Below are 17,234 nucleotides of genomic sequence, written 5' to 3'. Positions count from 1 at the left end.
GACGGCGCGGCGCTCACTCCCCGTCGTCGACGGATGCCGCCGCGCTCTCCGGGTTCTCAACCGCATCCTGCGCGTCGCCGTAGGCGACGTCGGAGACGTCCGTCGCGGTGGGATCCGCCGTGTCATCGTCGCCGAGGTCGCGTCCGTCGGAGCCGCCGCGAGGCACGGCGCGGAGCAGCTCGTTCATCTCGGCCATGAAGCTGCCGAGCTGCTGCTGCTGCCAGCGCAGGTCGCGCGTTCGGTCTTCCGCGTCGCGGAGCACCGAGGCCGCGTGCTGCGTGATCGTGTCGGCGATCGTCTGGGCCCGATCGCGCGACGCGTCGAGGATCTCCCGAGCGCGCACCTGCGCGTCGGCCTCGACCCGCTGCGCCTGCGCGCGGGCGAGACGCTCGTAGTCGTCGGCCCGTGCCGCGATGCGTCGCGCGTGTTCGAGGGCCGCCGCGACCTGCTCGCTCGCGTCCGAGGTGATCCGCTCGGCGTGCGCCACGGCCTGGTCGTGCAGGACGAGGAACTCCTGCTGCGCCTCGTCCTGTCGTCGGGTCAGGGACTCCTCGAATTCCAGGACTCTTGCCGTCATCTCGCGGACGTCGCGCTCGGCCTTGGCGCGAAGGTCGGCGGTCTCCCGAGACACGAGGGACCGAAGGGCGGCCGCACCCTTCTCCGATTCGGTGCGGACCGCGACCGCCTCCCGCTCCGCCTGCGAGACGCGCTCGGCGGCGTGAGCCGCCTCGCGCTCCAGGCGCGCCGCGTGCGCGGTCGCCTCGGTCTCGATGCGGAGACGGACCTGATCGGCGTCGTGCTGCGCCTCCGCGCGGAGGCGAGCCTGCTCGGAGACCGCGTCGTCGCGGATCGCCGCTGCCTCGGCGTGGGCGCTCGCCAGCAGCCGCTCCGCCTGCCCGACCGCGTTCTGGACGAGGACCGACGCTTGCTCCTCGGCGACGCGCAGGATCGCGTCGAACTGCTGGCGGCCCTGTTCGGGGTCATCGTCGCTCCGGCGCGCGGCGAACTCGTTCGAGAGTGCCGAGACCTGCGTCTCCGCCTCCGCGGCGCGGGCCGCGGCCTCACGCAGCTGCTCGCGGAGTGCGCTGTTCTCCTCCGTGTGCCGACGGGTGGCCTCCGCGAGTTCCTGGTCGTGCTCCGCCCGCTGCTGAGCGAACATCGCTTCGGCCCGGAGCTTGGCATCGTGCGCCTCTTCGACGCTGCGCCGGAGGCGCTCGCCGAGTTCGCGGACGGCTTCGTCGACCGCATCCCGGTCGTATCCGCGGAACCCGACGGGGAAGACCGGACCCTCGTCGCCGCCTCCGACCGACCTCAACAGCGCGTCGAGCGCGGAGTCGCCCGTTGCGTCCTCGTGCGAGCGGTCCTGGTCGGGAGTGCCCGGGATGCCGTCGGTTCGCTCGGTCACGTCTTCCTCCTGGGTCTTCGCACCCCCGCACGCCCCGATCCGGTCTCGTGCCGGTCATCGGGTCGTGGGTTCGAGAGGATGCGCGGCCCTGCGGCCGGGTGCCGTGGCCGGGGCCGCGCATCCATGGACGAGCGGAGTCGTCGGGAGTGAGGTTCTGGGGGAGAGCCACGCGACGTCCGCTCCCCCCGAGCCTCTCAGTCGGGGGCGATATGAGCCGCCGGGAGCGTCGATTCTCACCCGCGGATTCGCCTGTTCCCGGAGTGGGGAACCCGCGTCGAGACGACGGCGACAGGGCTCTCCGCACACCTCGCGAGGCGGCGAGGGGTGCGGGCAGAGCGACGGTCCGACGGTACGGCCCCCCGGCTCGCACGGTGACGCGGTCGCCCTGCCCGCAGCCCCAGCATCCGATGCGGACGAGAGCGGATGCCGGAGCCCTCCCGCCGAAATCACCCCGGACGATGCGCACATCACCCCCTCTCCACGGACCGGAGGCGGACGGAACGATAATGTGGCGGAGCCCGATCCAGGAGGAGCCCTTGACCGAGACCGTCGACCGGCCGGCCGGCATCCGCCCGACCGCCCTCACGCGCCGCCCCGTCATCCAGGCTGCGGTCGGTGCCGCCGCCGCGTTCGTGAGCGCGGCGCTGATCTGGGTCTGCCGGTTGTGGGACCCCAGCGTGCACTACGTCAGTCAGCTGGGGGCGACGGGGATGCCGACGGCTCCCGTGTTCAATCTGGCGCTGCTGCTGCTGGCCGTCGCCGCGGTCCTGGTCGATCGAGCCCTCCACCGCGGGCCGAACGACGTCTACGACGTCGGCTGGCCCATCGCCACGACACTGCTTCTGTGCGGCCTGTGCTTCGGGATCGCGTCGGCCGTCACCTGCTCACCGGGGTGTCCGGTCCCGTTCACGCCCGGAGCGCTGCCGCAGGATCTCGTCCACATCACCTTCGCCGTCATCGGTTTCGTTCTCGCCATCGTCGCGATGGGGCAGGTCGCCCTCGTGCGGCGGCGTCCCTGGATGAGGGGGGCGAGTCTGCTGATCCTCATCGCCGTCGGAGCGACCTCGTTCACCGGCGCCATGCTCGCGTTGTTCCGGGGCGACACCGTGCTGGGCGGCAACCTGGAGTTCACGGCGGCGACGTTGGCGATCGCCTGGTTCGGCGTCTTCGGATCGCAGATCGCGAGCGAGCTCCGAACGGCCTGGCGAGACGGACGGGGATTCTGACGTGATCCCCGGAGCGCCGCGCCGTCGCGGCAGGGCCCTTTTGACCCTCCGGCGGCTGAAGCGGGCGGCGGTCCTGCTCCTCCCCGTCGCGGCGCTGATCGTCATGCTGGCGGTCGTGCGCGGAGCCGGGATCCCGCTCACCGTTCCCGGTGTCGTGATCGTCTTCGTCCTGCTCTTCGTCGTACGCGCAGTGGTGGGGTGGTCGCGTCGACGGCGGCGCGACCACCCGGTCACCCCTCCCCGTCGCCCTCGATGAGCCCCCAGGCGTGGGCGGCCCGGATCGCGCTCGACCGGTCCGACACCTCGAGCTTGCGATAGAGGCTCTGCAGCTGCGTCTTGACCGTGTTGGGGGAGACGACGAGAGCGCGCGCGATGTCCGCGATGGTCGAGGTGGGCGTCAGGTGCGCGAGGACCACCTGCTCGCGCTTGGTGAGGTGCGGCACGCTCACCGACGACGCGAAGAACGACGTCCGTTCCGCGACCTGGGCGCGCGCGGCGGGAGACAGCAGCCGCAGCACCAGGGCGCGGTCCTCGGGTGCGACCGCGCTCCACGGACCCCACAGGTCGTGTCGCGTGCTCAGCGCCTCCGCTCGCTGGACCGCCGTGCGGTGCGCGTCGACGCCGTTGAGGCGGACATCGGCGACGATGCTCACGACGAGGCTCTCGAGCGCCGCGCGTGCGGACGGCTCGTGGTGCAGGCCCCACTTCACGCTCATGACGAAGGCCTCGTGCGTGCGACCCGCGTACAACTGCGACAGGGCGATCGCGGGGGCCGTGACGGGCGAGAGCGCGAACGGTCCCTCGAAGAGCGCCAGCGCTTTGCGCGCCTGGCGGAGCGCGATGAGCACCTTGGCTCGTGCGGTGAGGATCTGCGTGGATTGATAGTGCGAGGGCGGCGTGCTGCGCGCGCGACCCGTCCAGGCGCGCAGGAGGCCGAGAGCATCCGACGCCGCGCCCGACAGGAGGAATGAGAGGGTGTGCGCCGCCGCGGCGAAGGGCCAGAGCTCGCGCGCCCCCTCCGTCGCCGGGATCGCATCGAAGCGTGTCCGGGCCTCTGAGGCGTCGCCCGTCTCGAGGAGCAGCCAGGCGTCGGCGATGCGCATCCCCTCACCCCACGGCGACGCGAACCACGGGTCTGCGCGATTGTCATCGATGATGCGCCGCGCGGCGCGCACGTCGCCCTCGAGGAGGGCGATGATCGCCAGGGCTCCGCGGGCGCGCAGACGTCGAGCCGGAGGTGCGGTGCGTTCCGCCTGCCCCAGCCCGAGCGTCGCCTCACGGAGCTTGCCCATCGCGAACGCCGTCATGCCGATCTGGTACCAGCCCTCGTGCAGCGCCTCGCCCTCGAGCTCCGGGCGCCGTCGGAGCGCGTCGGACAGCAGGGTCGCGGCCTCCGTCGCCAGAGCGAACCGCCCCGCGGCGCGAAGCAGGCTCACGCGGAGGATCAGGGCGTCGAGGTTGGCGGCGGCCGCGCTCTTCGCATCCGTGAGCCGTCCGAGGGCACCGACCGCCCGAGCCGGCGTCTCCGGCGATGACGCCGTCTCGGCGTCGAGAGCGAGCAGGGTGCCGATGACACGCGGCTCCGCCGGACCGCTCAGCCGGAGCGCCGTGACGAGACGATCGAAGGCGTCTCGATCCCGCGCCCAGATCTCGGGTCCCGATGAGCGGAGGACTCCCGCGAGGGTGTTCCACTGACCGGCGTCGGCGGCCAGCTGAGCGGCAAGGAGCGGCTCTCCGCCCTCGACCAGGTGATCGAGGAGGCGGAGCCGGGCGGTCGCGACGAGTTGGGGGCTGCGGGCCGTGATCACCCCCAACCACTGCTCACGGACGGGTTCGGCGAGGGTGACGCGCGTGGAGCCTGGCCAGACCAGCCCCGCCGCCTGCATGCGGCTGAGGAGGTCGCGAGAGAGGACGGTGGTGGTGTCCATCCCGATCGCCTCGGCGAGAGGGGCGGTGATGTAGGGCGCGACGGCGAGGAGGCGCATCTCATCCGTGACAGGCAGGGCGAGTCTCTGCTCCATGTCGTTCGTCAGGGCGGCGACCGCGTATCGGGCCGCACCGACGGCGTCGTCCTGCGTCCGAAGCGCTGTGCCTTCCAGGCGGAGACGGGTGCCGGCGAGCTGCACGAGGGCGGGCCAGCCGTACGTGAGTTCGGCCAGCTTGTCGACGGCGTTGTCCGTGGATTCGACACCGTTCAGGGAGAGGACGGCGACGAGCTCGTCGCGGGTCATGCGCAGGTCCTCCGCCGCGAGCACCTGCACGTCGAACTCGAGAGCCACGAGCGGACTCTCCAGCCCCGTCGACGAACGGGTGGCGACGATGACGCGGAGGGCGGGATCGCTGCGCAGCATGCCGAGGAGGTCCCCGGTCGTCACGCCCGTGTCCTCGCTGAAGTTGTCGACGAGGAGCACGTGGACCGACGGCCCGTCCGCGAAAGCCTCGAGGACGCGCGGGAAGGAGATCGCCGGCGCCTGGGCTGAGTCGAGGAGCTGGACTCCGCGCTCGGGGTCGTCTTCGAGGGAGACCGCGAACTGACGCAGCAGGGAGGTCTTGCCGACCCCGGCCGGACCGCGCACGAGCACCACGTCGCCGCTCAGCGCTTCGTGCAGACGAGCGAGAGCGCCCGCGCGGGGCGCCCAGTAGCGGCTCGTGCGACGGGTGGAGCGCGCGTTCGTGGGCAGGCTGTCCACATCGATGAGCATCGTTACCTCCAGTTCAGGGACCGAACGTCTCCGTGCAGACACGTTCGCGCGCGCAGCGGGTAGCCGACCGCGCAGGAATGATCCTGTGGGTGAGGGGGAGGACGAGAGAGACCAAGGGCGGCTCTTTCATCCTCCTCGTCATCCCCTCATCACCCCATCCGCATCACCCCATCCGTCGTCAGCGGGGCGACTCGATCGGCTCCTCGCCCGCGGGTCGGCGGAGAGGGGCTGGTCCGTCGGTGGCGAGGCTCATGCCTATGCTGCGGGCGGTCCGACGGGTCTGTCCGGCGGGCGTGGAAAGGCGGACACGAGTGGACATGCAGCGGGTGGTGCGCATCCTGCGCGCGTACTGGAAGGCGATCGTCGCACTGACGGTCGCGGGCGGGCTGGTCGGGTTGGCATGGAGTGCCGTACAACCCAGGGTGTACACCGCCGACGCCAGCGGCTATGTCGCCGCGGTCGCCTCCGACGGGTCGACGGGCGCCGCCCTCGCCGGTGACCAGCTCGCGCTCTCGAAAGTGAAGTCCTTCATCGACATGGGCTACTGGCGCAGCGTCGCGGAGACGGCGAAGAGCGAGCTCGGCCTGAGCGAGACCCCCGAGGCGTTGGTGCAACGGGTCCACGTCTCCAACCCCGTCGACACCGTCAACGTCCGCGTGGATGCCACCGGCTCGACGCCGGAAGCCGCCCGCGACCTGGCAGAGGCGTGGATCCGGGGGATGACGACGCAGGTCGATCAGCTCCAGACGGGGCGGGGTGGGGAGAGCGCCGTGCGCCTGATCGCGGGCGACTCCGCGCGGTTGCCGACGTCGCCGTCCTCCCCGAATGTGAAGCTCGACGTCGCGATCGGAGCGCTCGTGGGGGCGCTCGCCGGAATCGTCTTCGCCCTCGTGCGGCGGGCTTTCGACCGACGTGTGCGTTCCGCCTCGGACATCACCGACACGATCGCCGCATCCGTGGTCGGCATCCTGCCCGTCGACAAGGAACTGGCGTCGGGCCGCGCGGTCTTCTCCTTCGACGACATCCGCGACGGCCGCGGCTCGTTCGCCCACAAGGAGGCGATGCGAGAGCTGCGCACCAACCTGCAGTACGTCGACGTGGACAGGCCCGCACGCGTCATGGTGGTCACGAGCCCGCTCCCCGGTGACGGGAAGTCGACGACGGCGGCGAACCTCGCCGTGAGCATCGCGGCGACCGGACAGGCCGTGATCCTCGTGGACGCCGACCTGCGGCGTCCCGTGCTGGGCGGGATGTTCGGATTCTCCGACGACGTGGGACTGTCCGACGTGCTCGCCGGGCGCGCGCAGATCGAACAGGTCGCCCATCAGGTGGACGAGAACGGCCGGCTCTTCGTCGTGGCCGCCGGGCGCACCCCGCCCAACCCCAGCGAGATGGTCGGGTCGCAGCGGATGCAGGCGCTGGCGCGCAAGCTGGCCGAGGATCTCGTGGTCGTCGTCGACTCCCCACCCACGCTCGCGGTGGCCGACGCCGCCGTCATCGCGAGCTGGGCGGACGGCGCGGTCCTCGTCGTGACGGCGGGCCGGACCACCGACGACATGCTCTCCCGGGCCGCGGAGAACATCGCGAAGACGCGGGGCCACCTCCTCGGTGTGGTGCTGAACCGGGCTCCCCTCCGTGGCGTCGACTCGTCCTATTACGGGGGTCGTTATGGCGGGTACTACGGCTACGGCGCGCCACGCGGCGAGGCGCGGCCCTGGTGGCGGCTGGGTCGTCGAACCCGGGTCGCGGAGGCCGCAGAGGCCGAGGAGTCCACCGGTCCTCGGCGGCGGTCGTCGGAGCTGCCCCCGGAGAACGTCAGCGGCCTGCGCACCCTGTCTCAGCGAAGGACGGTGAGCCAAGCCGAGGGTGACTCGCCGAGTGAAAAGACGACGCTCGTAGCCCCCGTCGCGTCCGCGGCGGGGCGTCGGCGCCGCCGCACGCCCTGAGCGCTCACACCCAACGCGAGAGGCGCCGGCCAGATGGCCGGCGCCTCTTCTCGTGGATCGGCGTCAGTGCGCGGTGTCTCCCGGGACGAGCACCGCCTTGAACGTCCGCGCGAGGATGGTGAGATCGCCCACGAGCGACCAATTCTCGACGTAGAAGAGATCGAGCCGGATCGCGTCGTCCCACGCGAGCGCGGATCGGCCGCTCACCTGCCAGAGGCCGCTCATCCCGGGCCGCACCATGAGCCGGCGGTGCGCGTCGTCGTCGTAGAACTCCACCTCTGCATCGCGCTGCGGGCGGGGGCCCACCAGGCTCATCTGTCCGGCGAGCACGTTCAGCAGCTGAGGCAGCTCGTCGAGGGAGTACTTCCGCAGCCAGCGACCGACCGGTGTGATGCGGGGGTCGTCGGCCACCTTGAACAGCGGGGTGCCCTCGCGCCCCTGCTCCGCCAGAAGGGTGTGCAGCCTCGCATCGGCGCCGTCGATCATGGATCGGAACTTGATCATGCCGAAGTGCGTTCCGCCCTGCCCGACGCGTTCCTGACGGTAGAAGATCGGCCCCGGGCCGGACATGCGGACGAGCAGCGCGAGGACGAGGAACACGGGCGCCAGCAGGAGCAGGAGCGACGCGGAGCCCGCGATGTCGAAGGCCCGCTTGAGGATCCGCTGCGTGGCCGAGAACTGCGGGGTCTCGATATGCACCAGGGGAAGCCCGGCGACGGGCCGTGTGTGGAGGCGGGGTCCTGCGACGTCCGTGAGATTGACGGCCACGATCAGGTGCTGCTGGCCGGGATCGAGACTCCACCCGATGCGGCGGATGTCGCGGGCCTCGAGCAGGGCGCCGCCCGAGATGAGCACGCTGTCGGCACGCAAGTCGGTCAGAAGCCGGCGAAGGGACGCGGCCTGCACCTCGTTCCACGCGGCGGCTTCGCCGGGAAGCTCGTGGATGCCGACGACCTGCAGTCCCGCAGCGGGTTGCGCCGCCAATTCCGCGGCGACGCGGGCGTTCTCGTCGGCCCCGCCCACCAGGATCACGCGGGCGTTCATGAGGCCGTGACGGCGTCGATGACGCAGCCAGAGGCGGCAGAGGGCTCGGCCGGTCAGCAGCGCGGTCGTTCCGAGCGGGAGGCTCAGGAGGAAGTATCCGCGCGAGACGTCGGCGCCCGTCAGATAGGCCACGATCGCGAGAGCGCCGAAGAGCTGGAAGGAGGCGGCGAGCGTCAGCCGGTATTCGGTGATCCCGTAGCCGATCACCCGGGGATGCCGCGTGCCCCCGACGGTCAGGGCTCCGAGCCACGCGACGGAGAGGACGAGCGACAGGGTGGTGTAGTCCAGCGGAGACGATGCGACGTCAACGGAGTGCGGACCCAACCAGAAGACCTGCGACCCGAAGACGGCGATCGCGACCACGATGGTGTCGATCGCGAGAACGAGTCGCGCGTACCTGCGTTGCCAGGGGATGCGTCGCGCGGCCGGAGGAGGGGTGACGTCATCTGACGTGAGGGGTGAGTCGACAATTGAGACGGAAGTGTTCATCTGTGCTCCGCGGACCGTGCCCCGAGGTCGTGAAGAGACCGTCGCCCGGGTGTGGCTACGACGGTGGGCGCGGGAACTGTCCCACCCGCATCGGAACGCGGGTCCCGGCCTCGAAGGAGACGTCCTCGGGTGAGGCGCGCAGGCGCGTCGTCCGCTCCGAGCTGGTGCGGACCGATGCGCGAGTGCCGGCGCGGGGATCGTCGCGCCATGCGCGAGAATCGCTCCCTCCATCACCCCGGTGGCCGGTCAGCTCACCATCTCGTCGCGCCGCCGTCGAAGGGTCGATTCTCTCCGGGGGAGCATGTTCACATGTTCATGTGAGAGTTGGTCGCGGTTCAAGCTGGAACCATGAGCGAATCGCCCGACCCCTGGTCCGAGTTCGCGCGAGAGCTCGGAGTGCGACTTCTTCGCGCGCGGGCCGAGAAGCACCTGTCGCAGGAGCAGGTGGCGCACGCGGCCGGACTCGCGACCTTCACCTACCGCAAGCTCGAGAAGGGCGAGTCGAATCCGGGAACGGCCGCCAATCCGCGACTGCGCACGCTGGTCCTCCTCTCGGAGGTCCTCGGCATCCCGTTCCGCGACCTCGTCCCGACGCCTCCGGAGGGTCTCGCACCCGGGCGCTGACGGCAGTGTCGGAGGTTCGAGGCAGACTGACGTCGTGCCCACCCACGTTCGGCCCGCCCACCCGGGCGGTCCTCTGAGAGAGGTGTGCGGCATGGACCGACAAGAAGCTTTCGATCTCGAGTTCCGGCGCTGTGCGTTCGAGTGGTGCGCGACCGATCACGGTCGTACCGTGCACGCGGACGACGAGGACCATCGCAGCGAGGGAGTGGCGGTCGCCCTCCGCGTGCGCGCCGCGGCGAGCAGCGGTCCCGGTCGGCTCGACGATTACGAGGTGGGCCTGCTTCGTCGGTCTGCCGACGACGAGACCTGGCTCGTCGTCGAAGCGCCCGGCGGGGTGTCGATCGCGATGTCTCGCGAGGCCGCACGGGCCGTCGTGCACGCTGTCCGTGCCGACCGACACCTCCGTGCCTTCGTCGAAGAATCCTGAGCGGCCGCGTCAGAGCGCGCGGCGCGCTTTGCGCCGATCGTGCATCGACGTCCACACGGCGGCCCCGAGGTAGAGCACGCAGAGGGGGAGGGCAACCAGCAGCATGCTCATGACGTCGGAGGCGGGCGTGACGATGGCGGAGAAGAAGATGATCACCACCAGGGCGACCCTCCACCCGCGGATGATCGTCCGCGCGCTCAGGACCCCCACGGCGTTCAGGGCGACGAGGGCCAGCGGTGAGACGAAGGAGATCCCGATGCCCACGATCAGCTTGAGCAGGAAGTCGAAGTACTGACCGGCCGTCAGCATGGTGGTCGACGCCGCCGGCGCGAAGCCCGCGAGCAGGTTCACGACCTGGGGGACGATCATCCACCCGAAGGTCACGCCCCCCAGGAAGAGGGGCACGGCCGCGCAGACGAAAGCGATGCCGATCCGGCGCTCCCGTGAGGTGAGTCCGGGCACCAGGAACGCCCACACCTGCCAGATCCACACCGGAGCGGCGAAGATGATTCCCAGCGTCAGGGCGATCTTGAAACGCAGGTCGAACGCCTCGCCCAGGCGGGTGAAGTTCAGAGTGGCGACGGAGGGGCCGTGCACGTGCGAGAGCGGTTCAGCGGCCGCTGCGATCACCATGTCCGACAGGAGGAACCCTGCGACGCCTCCGATCAGGATGGCGCCGGCCGCGATCATCAGCCGGCGCCGTAGCTCCGAAAGATGGGAGAGGAGGGGCATCGCCCCTCCTCTCCCATCCGACCGGATCCGTTCGCTCCGACGGCGCTCGCGCGCTTCCCGACTCACGCCGACGGCGATGTGCGCCCGCTCTCGGCGGCGCGATCGGTCACGGCGGGCGACGCGGCGGCCGCGGTGTCATCGCCGGGGGCGTCGGTCTCCTTGCTCTCGGTCCGGAGGATGCGAACGGACTCGCCGACGCTGCGCGCCAGCCCCGGCAGCTTCGACGCCCCGAACAGCAGCAGGACGACGGCGAGGATCAGCAGAAGATGCCAGCCGGAAAGTGCGTTGCCGAAAATTCCCATGAGTTGACCTTTCGAGAAGTGTCCGTCCCTTCATGCTCGGGTCGACACGTGCGCGTCGCCCGCGATGCGATCGACAATCGCCCGGCCTCAGCAGCGACTTCACCAGCCCGGCGGTCGGAAGCGAAACGGCCCACCGGTCAGGCGCCACCTCGCAGCACGGCTTTACTGGTGTCCGCCCCTGTGCCTCTCTTCGGCCGGGGAGGACCGTGCCGGAGGAGACGAGGTGATCGTGAGCACTGACCGCGTCCTGATCGTCTGCACCGCCAACGAAATCCGATCGGCGTTCGTCGCGGCCCTGCTCGCGTCCCGCGTCCCCGACGGGCACGGCGGTCGCCTGACGTTCGAAAGTGCGGGGACCCTCGCCCGACCGGGGACTCCTGCCGATGAGAAGGTGGTCGCTCTCGGGCGTACCTATGGACTGAACCTGGAGGGGCATCGCTCACGGCGTCTGGACGAGGGCGTCCTGCGCACGGGTGACACCGTCCTCTGCGCGGAGCGCGTGCACCGTCGGACGGTGCTCGATCTGCGCCCCGACCTGATCTCATCGGTGTTCACCATCCGCGAGTTCTCCCACCTGGCGGAGACGGTCCACGGCCGGGCGACGACATGGGCGGGGCTCGTCCATTCGGTGTCGCGTGCGCGGCTGAGCGCGCCGCCGCGCAACGCCGAGGAGGACGACATGCTCGATCCGGTCGGGGGCCCGGACGCCGCCTGGCTCGCCTTCGAACGGCAGGCGACGCAGGCGGTGTCGTCGATCCTCGCGGCCGTCACGGCCCTCCCCGCCCCGACCGCCGGTGGGCGGTCCCCCGCGCAGCCCGCCACTCGTCGGGAATTCCGCCGCTTGCAGGAGAACGCCGTGCGGGACGCCGGTTCGGCACAGAGGAGCTGATGTGTTCGATCTCGGTATCGACAAGATGATCGTGGTGGCCGTCCTGGTCGGCCTGATCATGGGGCCCGAGCGGTTGCGAGAGCTCCGGCGGGCGCTCCCGCGCCACATCGGTCGCATCCACGCCCTGTATCAGCAGGGTCGCGCACAGGTGGTCGATGAGCTCGACGAGCTCGCTCCGGACTGGCGCGAATACGACCCGCGGGCTCTGCATCCGCGTCGCATCCTGAAAGACATCGCTGCCGGGACGACCGTGCCAGCGACGACATCAGCCGTTCCGGGCGAGCTGCCGGGTGAAGCGACGGCGGCTCCCGAACGGGGCGACGAGGACGCGCTCTGGACACCCCCCGTGGACGGGCCGACGACGGCGGGCGAGGGCGAGCAGATGTCGCGGAAGCGGGCGGGCTCCCCGCCCGCGGAGACCGTTCCGGTTCCTCCGGCCGGCCCGCAGCCTCCGGTGGCCCTGCCCGGACCGGAGAGCGACTGACGCTCGGCCCCGCAGCGGTCCGATGGGGTCTGCGGGGTGCGGGAGTGTCGTCAACGGGTCGGACCGCTGCTCACGACCGCACGGTCCCGGACAGACCCGGTGCGGCGGGTAGCGAGCCCCGCACCGCTTGCGAATCCGCTCGGGCGATGACCCGACCGAGCCCGATGCCGGTGGCGAGGGCGGCGATCATCCAGATGGTGGCGGCGATGAGGACGAGGGCGAGAGCGAACATGGGACTTCTCCTTCGGAGCCCGTCCACCGGTCGGTGGTGCGCTCACCGTACTGCCGCGGTGAGGCCGACATCGCATGCGACGCGCCGACGAGTGAGGCCGGCGCATCATCGAGGTCGAGTGAACGTCCTCCGGACGATCCGCAGCAGCCCGAGGAAGCCGAACAGGCCGATGACCGCTCCGAGGACGGCGAACAGGGTCACGGAGCCGCCGAGAACGGGACCGCCTCCCGCGATGACGAGGACGACCGCGATCACGACGGCCGCGATCGACACGAGCGTCGACGCCACCTCGGCCGTCACGCGTCCGAGTATCCCGCTGACGTCGTTGCCGTCGTCGCTGCGGAGCGTGACGCCGATCGACCCCTTCTCGACGCCCGACAACAGGGCGTCGAGGCGCTGGGGCATCCGTTCCAGGCGGGCGAGCGAGATGACGGCCTGTGCTTGGAGATCGGTGGCCATGCGCTTCGCGGACAACGTCCGGCGCAGCAGCGTCGGCATGAGGGGGAGAGCGCGCCCGACCATGTCGAAATCGTCGACGAGGACGCGGAGGCACCCCTCGAGGGTGGCGAAGCTGCGGAAGGCCGAGGCGAGCTCGCCGGGAAGGGCGATGTGGTGCTGGCGGATCACGTCGACCATGCGGGTGAAGATCGAGCCCTGGCCGTCGGTGCGCAGGTGCTCGGTCGTGAGCACGATTCCGACGTCGTGGCGGAACGCATCCATGTCGAGGTCGTCGGGGGGATCCACGATCAGCAGAAGGGCATCGGTGGCGGCGACGTCGTTCTCGCTCAGGGCGGCCAGGAGGAGCGCGGTCATGTGCTGTCGGCGGCTGCGTTCGATGATGCCGACCGCGCCGAAGTCGATGAGTCCGAGAGTCCCGTCGCTTTTGAGCAGCACGTTGCCGGGGTGCAGGTCGGCGTGGAACACGCCGTACACCAGGATCTGCTCGATGACCGTCGACATCAGCGTCTGAGCGAGACGGTCGCGATCCTCGGCGGAGAACGTGGCGAGGCGGTCGACGCTGTCGCTCAGCGCCGCGCCGTCGACGAGGTCCATCGTGAGGACGCGTTGTCCCGAGGCGGCCTCGAAGACCCTCGGAGCCGTCACGACGCCGCGGCGCGACGGCTCCGCGCGGTCGATGAGGTCGAGAGTGGAATGGATCATGCGGGTGTTGCGAGCTTCGATCCGGTAGTCCAGCTCCTCCACGAGTGTGCTCGTGAACCCGCGGGCGACCGACTCGATGCGCAGGTCGCGGCCCACCCGCGTGCGCATCTCGGCCCGGTGCGCCAGACGGCCGATGATGTCGGCATCCGCTTCGACCTGAGCGCGCGCGGCGGGGCGCTGCACCTTCACGACGACGGGGGTTCCGTCGCGCAGGACGGCGCGATGCACCTGCGCCACGGAGGCGGCGGCGAGGGGGACCGGATCCACCTGCGCGTAGATCTCGTCGATGGCCGTGCCCAGGTCGTCTTCGATGACCGCTCGCACGGTTTCCCACGCCAGCGTCGTGGCGTTGGTCTGGAGGGATGACAGGGCGGTGAGGTACGGCTCGGGGATGAGATCGCGGCGCGTGGAGAGGACCTGGCCCAGCTTGACGAAGCTCACCCCCGCGTCGTTGATGGTCGCGACGATCGCATTCGCGCGTTCCTCGGAGGTGCTGAGTTGTTCCTCGACGCGCGCGCGGCCGCCGTGGAACAGCCATCCCACGCCGTGTCGGGACGCGATCGTCAGGATCTCGAGATAGCGGCGGGTGCGCTTGCGCTGGCGGAGCGCGGCACGGACGAGGTCGATGGGGTTGGGGAGAGGGCGCGTGGGGAAGATCGCCTCGCTCGCGACGAGCGCCGCGACGCCGAGGGCGAAGACCCACGCGAGCGACAGGGCGATGAGCCCGATCCACAGCCATGCGTCGTTCGCTTCGACGACGGCGTTCGTGTCGATGAGGTCGGTCTGACCGAGCGTCCACTGGGCGGATGGCACGCCGAGGAAGAACACGAGGAGCCCGACGACGATGCTGCGCGGCCACCCGACCGCGGTCCCGAGGATGCGCCGGGCGACGAACCCGACGAGCACCGCCGAGACGACGGCGGATATCGAGATCAGGATGGTGGCCCCCACGGGGTCAGCGTAGTCGTCTGCTCAGCAGATCCGGGGAAGAGCGCATTCGCCGCATCGCCACCACGCGAGCCCGTCGCGCGAAGAGTGCGGACGCATCGTCAGGGAACAGGCGAGGCAATTCGGCGCGAAGCCGACCAGCAGGTCGTCGTCGTCGAATCGCCCGCGCTCTCGCGGCGGATCGTCAAGGGGCAGGTGCATGGTTCCTCCTGGGAGGCATCTTCGCATGCGCATGCGTCGTTGTGGCGTGTCATCCACAGGGGTGCGTCAGCTGCCCCCACCGAGCCGCTGCACGAGCTGTTCGACGACCGCACCGAGGTCTCCCACGCGGTCGACGGAGCCCAAGACGACGGCGATGAGCGGGAACGCGGTCACGACGATCGCCACCACCACCGCCGTCGCCGAGAGGGCCCACGCCGCGGGGGCGCGGCGCCGCGTGACCGACCCCGCCAGCAGGGCGACGATGGCGAGCAGCCCGATGAGCGCGACCGCGGTCACGCCCAGCACGGGGAACGGCACCAACCCGGCGGTGCTCGCCGTCGCGCCCGCGAGGAAGGTCACGAGGGGGAGGAAGCCCAGCAGCACGATGAGCGCGATGACCACGCCACCGGTCATCGCGGCGGCGGCGCTGCGGCGCGAACGGATCACCGTTTTGCTCGAAGAGATACGGCTCATGAGACTCCTTCCCGGTCGGTCGGACTGCGCTGCCCGGGTCAGGAGCGCAGGTCGTGCAGGGTGCGGTGTGCGCGCTTGCGCGCAGCGCGAGCGGCTTTCTTCGCCGCCTTGTGCCGGCGGCGCCGGGCCTTGGGGTCGTCCCACAACCGGACGATCTGGTGCCCGACGGACTCCCGCTTCTTGACCTGCACGCGCGGGGTGCGGGTCCCCACGACGTAGGCGATGAGCGCGACGGCGCCGATCAGGATGATCTTGTTGCGCATGGCATCCTCCTTCTGCACGGGGTCCGGCGGTGATCCGCAGCGGACCGTCACTATGCAGACGCGTGGAGGGGAGGATTCGTCACGCGGGTCGGAGAGAACTTCGGTTCGTCCCCCGACGACCACGACCCCGGCGCCGCTCCCACGTCGATCCAGCGGGAGCGCCGGGCTCGGTCATCCGCGCGTCGGAGCAGAGTCTCTCGGGATGACGATCCGCTGTGGGATGCTGCTCCGCGAGCGACGAACGCCCCGGCCGGAGCCGGGGCGTTCGCGATGACGGAGGGGATGGTCAGGGGCGACCCATGCCGAAGTACGACCAGCCCGCGGCGCGCCACGCGACGGGATCGAGGCAGTTGCGTCCGTCGACGACGACGTGCCCTCGGGTCAGCGAGGCCGCGTGCTCGGGCGACAGTTCACGACGGTACTCGTCCCACTCCGTCACGACGATGACCGCGTCCGCGTCGCGGAGCGTCTCGTCGAGGTCGGTCTCGTACGTGAGCTGGGGGTGGATGCGACGGGCGTTCTCGATCGCAGCCGGGTCGGTGAGGACGACGTGCGCCCCGAGGCCGTGCAGGCGCACGGCGACGTCGAGGGCGGGGGAGTCGCGGATGTCGTCGCTGTGGGGCTTGAAGGCGGCCCCCAGGACGGCGACCTTCTTCTCGAACACGCTGCCCCCGAGGGCGTCGGTCGTCAGCTCGACGGCGCGGTCGCGACGGCGGAGGTTGATGGCGTCGATCTCGCGGAGGAAGGCGACGGACTCCCCGCGTCCGAGCTCTTCGGCCCGAGCGGAGAAGGCGCGGATGTCCTTGGGGAGGCATCCGCCGCCGAAGCCGATGCCGGCACCGAGGAAGCGGCGGCCGATGCGCGCGTCGTGTCCGATGGCGTCGGCCAGGGTGGTGACGTCGGCACCGGTGACCTCGGCGATCTCGGCGATGGCGTTGATGAAGCTGATCTTGGTCGCGAGGAACGCGTTCGCCGAGACCTTCACCAGTTCGGCCGTCGCGTAGTCGGTGACGATGAAGGGCGTGCCCTTCGCGATCGAGGGGTGGTAGACCTCGCGCAGGACGTCGGCGGTGCGCTCGCCCTCGGCGGTGGGCTTGCCGTCCTCGGACGGGACGCCGGCGACGAGGCGGTCGGGGTCGACGGTGTCCTGGACGGCCCAGCCCTCGCGCAGGAACTCCGGGTTCCAGACGAGCACGGCGCCGCGCTCGGCCACGCGCGGGGCGAGGCGCGCGGCGGTTCCCACCGGCACGGTGGACTTGCCGGCGACGATGTCTCCGTCGCTGAGGAAGGGGAGGAGTCCGTCGACGGCGGCATCGACGTAGGTCAGGTCGGCGGCGTGGCCACCGGCCTGCTGCGGCGTCCCGACGCCGACGAAGTGCACCTTCGCGCCCTGCGCAGCGGACATGTCGGTGGTGAACGACAGGCGACCGGAGGCGATGCCCTCCGTGAGGATCTCCTGGAGACCGGGCTCGAAGAACGGCGCCTCACCCTTGGACAGGGAGGCGATCTTGCGCTCGTCGACGTCGATGCCGACCACCTCGTGCCCGATCGACGCCATCGCAGCCGCGTGCACGGCTCCCAGGTACCCGCAACCCACTACAGACAAACGCACGATCAGAGCCTTTCAGATTCACGTCGACGCGACCCGGACACGCCGGTTCGCGGACCCGCGAGGGAGCGCAGGA

General features: G+C 70.8%; 18 protein-coding genes. 7 read left to right on the top strand and 11 right to left on the bottom strand.

From position 1 onward, the window contains the following. Positions 1–13 precede the first annotated feature (13 nt). Positions 14–1,405, bottom strand: coding sequence for a coiled-coil domain-containing protein (locus tag RWH44_RS03070; protein WP_316003436.1), 1,392 nt, complete (start codon positions 1,403–1,405; stop codon positions 14–16). Positions 1,406–1,941: 536 nt separating this feature from the next. Between RWH44_RS03070 and RWH44_RS03065 the strand changes: the two genes are divergently transcribed. Both RWH44_RS03065 and RWH44_RS03060 read left to right on the top strand, forming a co-directional pair. Then, positions 1,942–2,631: a DUF998 domain-containing protein gene (locus tag RWH44_RS03065; RefSeq protein WP_316003435.1), complete on the top strand. Its 690-nt coding sequence runs from the start codon at positions 1,942–1,944 to the stop codon at positions 2,629–2,631. Between the two features lies 1 nt (position 2,632). Further along, complete coding sequence (locus RWH44_RS03060) at positions 2,633–2,887, top strand: hypothetical protein (RefSeq protein ID WP_316003434.1); 255 nt, start codon at positions 2,633–2,635, stop codon at positions 2,885–2,887. On the opposite strand, the gene RWH44_RS03055 is transcribed toward RWH44_RS03060, so the two are convergent. Then, complete coding sequence (locus RWH44_RS03055) at positions 2,862–5,333, bottom strand: LuxR C-terminal-related transcriptional regulator (RefSeq protein ID WP_316003433.1); 2,472 nt, start codon at positions 5,331–5,333, stop codon at positions 2,862–2,864. The genes RWH44_RS03060 and RWH44_RS03055 overlap by 26 nt on opposite strands. Before the next feature lie 317 nt (positions 5,334–5,650). Here RWH44_RS03055 and RWH44_RS03050 point away from each other — a divergent pair, with 317 nt between their 5' ends. Further along, positions 5,651–7,279: a tyrosine-protein kinase domain-containing protein gene (locus RWH44_RS03050; protein ID WP_298871690.1), complete on the top strand. Its 1,629-nt coding sequence runs from the start codon at positions 5,651–5,653 to the stop codon at positions 7,277–7,279. A 63-nt stretch (positions 7,280–7,342) separates the two neighbouring features. Here the strand turns inward: RWH44_RS03050 and RWH44_RS03045 are convergent, their stop codons facing one another. Then, positions 7,343–8,812 (bottom strand): sugar transferase, encoded by a 1,470-nt coding sequence (locus RWH44_RS03045; RefSeq protein WP_316003432.1) that lies wholly within the window; start codon positions 8,810–8,812, stop codon positions 7,343–7,345. 348 nt (positions 8,813–9,160) lie between these two features. Between RWH44_RS03045 and RWH44_RS03040 the strand changes: the two genes are divergently transcribed. Continuing rightward, positions 9,161–9,436 (top strand): helix-turn-helix transcriptional regulator, encoded by a 276-nt coding sequence (locus RWH44_RS03040; RefSeq protein WP_316003431.1) that lies wholly within the window; start codon positions 9,161–9,163, stop codon positions 9,434–9,436. Positions 9,437–9,527: 91 nt separating this feature from the next. Beyond that, complete coding sequence (locus RWH44_RS03035) at positions 9,528–9,863, top strand: hypothetical protein (protein WP_316003430.1); 336 nt, start codon at positions 9,528–9,530, stop codon at positions 9,861–9,863. 9 nt (positions 9,864–9,872) lie between these two features. On the opposite strand, the gene tatC is transcribed toward RWH44_RS03035, so the two are convergent. Next, entirely contained in the window at positions 9,873–10,595 is a 723-nt protein-coding gene (gene tatC / locus RWH44_RS03030; protein ID WP_316003429.1) for a twin-arginine translocase subunit TatC, read from the bottom strand. A gap of 62 nt (positions 10,596–10,657) precedes the next feature. Then, positions 10,658–10,897 (bottom strand): twin-arginine translocase TatA/TatE family subunit, encoded by a 240-nt coding sequence (tatA, locus tag RWH44_RS03025; RefSeq protein WP_298871242.1) that lies wholly within the window; start codon positions 10,895–10,897, stop codon positions 10,658–10,660. 229 nt (positions 10,898–11,126) lie between these two features. Between tatA and RWH44_RS03020 the strand changes: the two genes are divergently transcribed. Further along, positions 11,127–11,786 carry an arsenate reductase/protein-tyrosine-phosphatase family protein gene (locus RWH44_RS03020; RefSeq protein WP_316003428.1) on the top strand — a complete coding sequence of 220 codons (660 nt, stop codon included), beginning with the start codon at positions 11,127–11,129 and terminating at the stop codon, positions 11,784–11,786. Position 11,787: 1 nt separating this feature from the next. After that, positions 11,788–12,270 (top strand): twin-arginine translocase TatA/TatE family subunit, encoded by a 483-nt coding sequence (locus RWH44_RS03015; RefSeq protein ID WP_316003427.1) that lies wholly within the window; start codon positions 11,788–11,790, stop codon positions 12,268–12,270. A gap of 70 nt (positions 12,271–12,340) precedes the next feature. Here RWH44_RS03015 and RWH44_RS03010 read toward each other — a convergent pair whose 3' ends face one another. The 6 genes from RWH44_RS03010 to RWH44_RS02985 form a co-directional block, all read right to left on the bottom strand. Further along, positions 12,341–12,502: a hypothetical protein gene (locus RWH44_RS03010; protein ID WP_316003426.1), complete on the bottom strand. Its 162-nt coding sequence runs from the start codon at positions 12,500–12,502 to the stop codon at positions 12,341–12,343. A gap of 105 nt (positions 12,503–12,607) precedes the next feature. After that, on the bottom strand, positions 12,608–14,614 hold the full coding sequence (locus RWH44_RS03005) for an ABC1 kinase family protein (RefSeq protein ID WP_316003425.1): 2,007 nt from the start codon (positions 14,612–14,614) through the stop codon (positions 12,608–12,610). Positions 14,615–14,635: 21 nt separating this feature from the next. Further along, positions 14,636–14,812 carry a hypothetical protein gene (locus tag RWH44_RS03000; protein ID WP_316003424.1) on the bottom strand — a complete coding sequence of 59 codons (177 nt, stop codon included), beginning with the start codon at positions 14,810–14,812 and terminating at the stop codon, positions 14,636–14,638. Between the two features lie 66 nt (positions 14,813–14,878). Further along, entirely contained in the window at positions 14,879–15,286 is a 408-nt protein-coding gene (locus RWH44_RS02995; protein WP_316003423.1) for an MFS transporter permease, read from the bottom strand. A gap of 38 nt (positions 15,287–15,324) precedes the next feature. Continuing rightward, complete coding sequence (locus RWH44_RS02990; protein WP_298871262.1) at positions 15,325–15,549, bottom strand: hypothetical protein; 225 nt, start codon at positions 15,547–15,549, stop codon at positions 15,325–15,327. A 286-nt stretch (positions 15,550–15,835) separates the two neighbouring features. Further along, positions 15,836–17,161 (bottom strand): UDP-glucose dehydrogenase family protein, encoded by a 1,326-nt coding sequence (locus RWH44_RS02985; RefSeq protein WP_298871265.1) that lies wholly within the window; start codon positions 17,159–17,161, stop codon positions 15,836–15,838. Positions 17,162–17,234 lie beyond the last annotated feature (73 nt).

Source organism: Microbacterium phycohabitans (assembly GCF_032464935.1).
GTDB classification, from domain to species: Bacteria; Actinomycetota; Actinomycetes; order Actinomycetales; family Microbacteriaceae; genus Microbacterium; species Microbacterium phycohabitans.
Note: the sequence above shows the minus strand (reverse complement) of the source record. Positions and strands in the feature narration are given on the sequence as shown.

What these genes read in the sequence shown, in the direction of transcription:
- RWH44_RS03055 (WP_316003433.1), bottom strand. Translation starts at nt 5,333, where the DNA reads ATGCTCATCGATGTGGACAGCCTGCCCACGAACGCGCGCTCCACCCGT.
- RWH44_RS03050 (WP_298871690.1), top strand. Translation starts at nt 5,651, where the DNA reads ATGCAGCGGGTGGTGCGCATCCTGCGCGCGTACTGGAAGGCGATCGTC.
- RWH44_RS03045 (WP_316003432.1), bottom strand. Translation starts at nt 8,812, where the DNA reads ATGAACACTTCCGTCTCAATTGTCGACTCACCCCTCACGTCAGATGAC.
- RWH44_RS03040 (WP_316003431.1), top strand. Translation starts at nt 9,161, where the DNA reads ATGAGCGAATCGCCCGACCCCTGGTCCGAGTTCGCGCGAGAGCTCGGA.
- RWH44_RS03035 (WP_316003430.1), top strand. Translation starts at nt 9,528, where the DNA reads ATGGACCGACAAGAAGCTTTCGATCTCGAGTTCCGGCGCTGTGCGTTC.
- tatC (WP_316003429.1), bottom strand. Translation starts at nt 10,595, where the DNA reads ATGCCCCTCCTCTCCCATCTTTCGGAGCTACGGCGCCGGCTGATGATC.
- tatA (WP_298871242.1), bottom strand. Translation starts at nt 10,897, where the DNA reads ATGGGAATTTTCGGCAACGCACTTTCCGGCTGGCATCTTCTGCTGATC.
- RWH44_RS03010 (WP_316003426.1), bottom strand. Translation starts at nt 12,502, where the DNA reads ATGTTCGCTCTCGCCCTCGTCCTCATCGCCGCCACCATCTGGATGATC.
- RWH44_RS03000 (WP_316003424.1), bottom strand. Translation starts at nt 14,812, where the DNA reads ATGCACCTGCCCCTTGACGATCCGCCGCGAGAGCGCGGGCGATTCGAC.
- RWH44_RS02995 (WP_316003423.1), bottom strand. Translation starts at nt 15,286, where the DNA reads ATGAGCCGTATCTCTTCGAGCAAAACGGTGATCCGTTCGCGCCGCAGC.
- RWH44_RS02990 (WP_298871262.1), bottom strand. Translation starts at nt 15,549, where the DNA reads ATGCGCAACAAGATCATCCTGATCGGCGCCGTCGCGCTCATCGCCTAC.